At 33.5% G+C, this 3,053-nt stretch carries 4 protein-coding genes; all 4 read left to right on the top strand.

Translation table 11 applies throughout. The features are described from left to right. Positions 1-171 precede the first annotated feature (171 nt). Positions 172-1,293, top strand: a complete 1,122-nt coding sequence (locus ADIARSV_RS03705; protein ID WP_016194033.1) for a glycoside hydrolase family protein — start codon at positions 172-174, stop codon at positions 1,291-1,293. Positions 1,294-1,475: 182 nt separating this feature from the next. Further along, positions 1,476-2,627 (top strand): glycoside hydrolase family protein, encoded by a 1,152-nt coding sequence (locus tag ADIARSV_RS03700; protein WP_016194032.1) that lies wholly within the window; start codon positions 1,476-1,478, stop codon positions 2,625-2,627. Positions 2,628-2,726: 99 nt separating this feature from the next. After that, the gene (locus ADIARSV_RS23105) at positions 2,727-2,981 is read left to right on the top strand and encodes a transposase (protein ID WP_016194031.1); all 255 of its coding nucleotides are present in this window, start codon (positions 2,727-2,729) and stop codon (positions 2,979-2,981) included. Between the two features lie 14 nt (positions 2,982-2,995). Further along, positions 2,996-3,053 (top strand): hypothetical protein (locus ADIARSV_RS23100; protein WP_394331141.1); only part of this gene is annotated, 58 nt, incomplete at its 3' end.

Here is a 3,053-nt window from a genome sequence, read left to right as displayed (position 1 = left end):
AATTTCTAAAATAACTAAAAAATAGCCCATCAAATCAAATGCGCCAACTAAAAATTACGAATCCCGGTTTTACCGGACAACAATATTTTAAAATAAAATAAATCAGAATAAAGTCGACCAAGTAATCCGGCTTTATTCTATTAATTAAAATTTACCATTTAAAATTATTTTATGAGAAATATAAGAACATCCATTTTAATGATTATTGCTTTCTCTTTTATTTTACTTTCTTGCCAATTGAGAAAGAACAAGAAAAGCGAGACAACCCAGTCAAAAAACGCTATAAGCTCAATACTAGTCCCTACAGCTATGTCTGACCAATGGATATTTATTGGAGAAGCCATAAATGAACCTGGATATGATATTTGGGGAAGTTCTCCAATAAGAGATGATCAGGGGAACATACACCTTTTTTGTGCAAGATGGCCGTCAGATACTCCTTTTAAAACAGCTTGGCGATATAAAAGTGAAATTGCACATTATGTATCAAAAAGTCCTGAAGGGCCATTTAAGTTTATTAAAGTTGTTGGAAAAGGTAAAAACAACAACAAATGGAACTCAGCTGGCTTTCATAATCCTAATATTAGAAAAATTGATAATAAATATGTTTTGGCATATATTGCCAATGATGGTGCAAAAGAACATGGACCCAACCAAAGAATAGGAATCCTTGTAAGTGACAACCTCAATGGGCCATGGTTTGAAATCCCAAATGAAGATACGCCATTATTAAGCCCACCAGCCGATAGCAGTATTTGGTGCTATAATAGCGGTGTTGGTGTAAATAATCCCAGTATCATAAAACACCCCAATGGAAAATACTATTTGTATTTTAAGGCAATGGCTGGTCCAAAGGGAAAAGTGAGCATGGGACTTGCAATTTCAGATCAATTAAAAGGTCCATATATTATTCAGCCAAATCCGATTACTTCAAATAAAACAGCAATAGAAGATGGTTATGTCTTTTTGTGGAGAAATCACATCTGCTTGTTGACTACAGATAATCATGGTATCTTAGAAGAAGGAGGAGGCTTGCTTTGGGTATCTCAAGATGGACTTACATTTCAAGCTGAACCACTTTCTGGATTTCACAATTTCGAAAAATTTTATCTTAAAGGGATTATTCCAGAAAAAGCAAATATGCGTTATACCAATAATGTTAAATTTGAAAGACCTCAATTGTTAATGAACGCTAATAATGAACCAGAATACCTTTATTGTCCTAGCGGAGTAGCAATTGATGGTAGTGACGGTACCAATTCTTATGTATTAAAATATCAGAAAGAAAAATAAAAATCCTCTAATTTTTTGGTGAATGAGTTTTCGATTAAATAAACTCAACCATAAAATGGTATCAATAAGTGATATAATATTATTTCTTTTTAAGAGTAATTTAAGTTAATAATCAACAATTTTTATAATAGAAATTTTATAAACCAAGGATTATTTATGATAAACCGAAAATCTAATAAATTATGAAGTATTTTTTTTTAAAGAGATGTTACAGTTATTTAGCATTTTTTTTTGCTTTTACAGTTCTATTTGCAAATACTGGTTTTGCTCAACAAAAAATAGAAGTAAGAAAAGTTGCGCAAAAACCGTTTTCTCCAGATCCTACTTTTACATTACTACCTTTGCCAAACACAGTAAAAGATAATTTTTTTAACGGAAAAACTTCTGAAAATATAGTGGTAAATCCCAATTATTGGACATGGGGCTTATCGGTTATCAAATGGAGTGATGGAAAATACCATGCTTTTTATTCGCGGTGGAAGTACGAAACCGGATTTAACGCATGGCTAACAGATTGCGAAATTGTACATGGTGTTTCTGATAAACCAGAAGGACCTTATCATTTTGTTAATGTTATTCTCGAAAGCAGAAATCAATTAGGTTGGGAGTCTGCAACTGCCCATAACCCTTATATATGTGTAGCAAATGACAAGCTAAACCTCTATTATATTTCAACAGATCTTAAAACAATATATCACGAAAATGAGGATCAATATCCTATTTCAAAATGGATAAGTGATCATTGGGATATCGCCAGAAATAGTCAGCGTATTGGTTTGGCTACTGCTTCAAACCCATCGGGTCCTTTTATACGAAAAGCAAGACCAGTAGTAGAACCCCAAGAAGGTATTTTTAAAACAATTGCCGTAAATCCAGCGGTTGCTTTTATAAATAACCAGTTTACAATCATAGTTAAAGGTGACGACGTTAAACATGACAAGACTTATAGAATCCAAGTAGTAGGTAATTCTAAAAATGCAGAAGGACCATTTGAGTTTGAGAAAACTCCGGTTTATAAAGATGCTCAAACAGAAGATGCTACCATTTGGTACGACAAAATAAAGACTCGTTTTTATATGGTTTGCCATCAATTAGGTCAGCGCCAATTATTATTGCTTACCTCAAAAGATAGCAGGCAATGGATGCCTGCAGAAAATCCAGTATTTACTTTGAAAGATATTAAACTTGAGAACGGAGAAATATGGAAACCAGAGCGCATGGAAAGACCTTTTGTTTTAACCAATGAACAAGGACAGCCAATAATGCTTTATGTAGCAATTAAAGACAAAGGCGTAAGTGGTAACATTGCTATACCAATTAAAACAACAAACTAAATTAATTAAGGGTACTTATATAAGGGGGTTCCTAATAACCTACCTTAATTTATAAGTACAAAAAAGCGAATAAACGAGCATAAATGATTAAATTTAGATATGAAAAAACGGGAACGCACACTCTTTGATTTTATGGATCATCAGGATAAATTAGGCAATTATAAAGACCCTTTAAAAACACTTGATGAGCATATAGATTGGGAGGGATTCCGTGAATTAATCAAGAGTGGATTTGCAACAATAGATTATAGTAAAGGAGGCCGCCCACCTTATGATAAACTGATGTTGTTTAAGATCCTGGTGCTGCAGAACCTATATGGTTTATTGATGCCCAGACCGAGTTTCAGATCGTAGACCGTCTGACTTTCATGCGTTTCTTAGGTTTAGGGCTGAATGACCAGATCCCTGATCAGAATACATCCGTAA

Origin of the sequence: Arcticibacter svalbardensis MN12-7 (assembly GCF_000403135.1) — a bacterium.
In the GTDB taxonomy this organism is placed as follows: Bacteria; Bacteroidota; Bacteroidia; order Sphingobacteriales; family Sphingobacteriaceae; genus Arcticibacter; species Arcticibacter svalbardensis.
The sequence above is the reverse complement of the archived record's forward strand: the minus strand, read 5'-3'. Positions and strand labels throughout refer to the sequence as shown.